1 rRNA gene (running past one end of the window) is annotated in these 1,342 nt (G+C 53.2%); it reads left to right on the plus strand.

Going from position 1 to position 1,342, the window contains the following annotated elements:
• A 23S ribosomal RNA gene (locus tag HAV18_RS39525) occupies positions 1–1,301 on the plus strand (it extends 1,292 nt beyond the left edge of the window).
• Positions 1,302–1,342 lie beyond the last annotated feature (41 nt).

Here is a 1,342-nt window from a genome sequence, read left to right on the forward strand (position 1 = left end):
CGATGACCGTACCGCAAACCGACACAGGTGGGCGAGATGAGTATTCTAAGGCGCTTGAGAGAACTCGGGAGAAGGAACTCGGCAAATTGGTACCGTAACTTCGGGATAAGGTACGCCCTTGTAGCTTGATGCCCCTGCGGGCAAAGGGTGAAGGGGTTGCAATAAACTGGTGGCTGCGACTGTTTAATAAAAACACAGCACTCTGCAAACACGAAAGTGGACGTATAGGGTGTGACGCCTGCCCGGTGCCGGAAGATTAAATGATGGGGTGCAAGCTCTTGATTGAAGTCCCGGTAAACGGCGGCCGTAACTATAACGGTCCTAAGGTAGCGAAATTCCTTGTCGGGTAAGTTCCGACCTGCACGAATGGCGTAACGATGGCCACACTGTCTCCTCCCGAGACTCAGCGAAGTTGAAGTGTTTGTGATGATGCAATCTACCCGCGGCTAGACGGAAAGACCCCATGAACCTTTACTGTAGCTTTGCATTGGACTTTGAACCGATCTGTGTAGGATAGGTGGGAGGCTATGAAACCGGAACGCTAGTTTCGGTGGAGCCGTCCTTGAAATACCACCCTGGTTTGTTTGAGGTTCTAACCTTGGCCCGTGATCCGGGTCGGGGACAGTGCATGGTAGGCAGTTTGACTGGGGCGGTCTCCTCCCAAAGCGTAACGGAGGAGTACGAAGGTACGCTAGGTACGGTCGGAAATCGTGCTGATAGTGCAATGGCATAAGCGTGCTTAACTGCGAGACCGACAAGTCGAGCAGGTGCGAAAGCAGGTCATAGTGATCCGGTGGTTCTGTATGGAAGGGCCATCGCTCAACGGATAAAAGGTACTCTGGGGATAACAGGCTGATACCGCCCAAGAGTTCATATCGACGGCGGTGTTTGGCACCTCGATGTCGGCTCATCTCATCCTGGGGCTGTAGCCGGTCCCAAGGGTATGGCTGTTCGCCATTTAAAGAGGTACGTGAGCTGGGTTTAAAACGTCGTGAGACAGTTTGGTCCCTATCTGCCGTGGGCGTTGGATATTTGAAGGGGGCTGCTCCTAGTACGAGAGGACCGGAGTGGACGAACCTCTGGTGTACCGGTTGTCACGCCAGTGGCATCGCCGGGTAGCTATGTTCGGAAGAGATAACCGCTGAAAGCATCTAAGCGGGAAACTCGCCTTAAGATGAGATATCCCTGGGGACTAGATCCCCTTGAAGGGTCGTTCGAGACCAGGACGTTGATAGGTCAGGTGTGTAAGCGCAGTAATGCGTTCAGCTAACTGATACTAATTGCCCGTAAGGCTTGATCCTATAACAAGTCTGCCTTGTAGATCGGCGCCGTGCGACAGCAC

The sequence above is a fragment of the Burkholderia sp. D-99 genome (genome assembly GCF_011605345.1).
GTDB lineage: Bacteria > Pseudomonadota > Gammaproteobacteria > Burkholderiales > Burkholderiaceae > Burkholderia.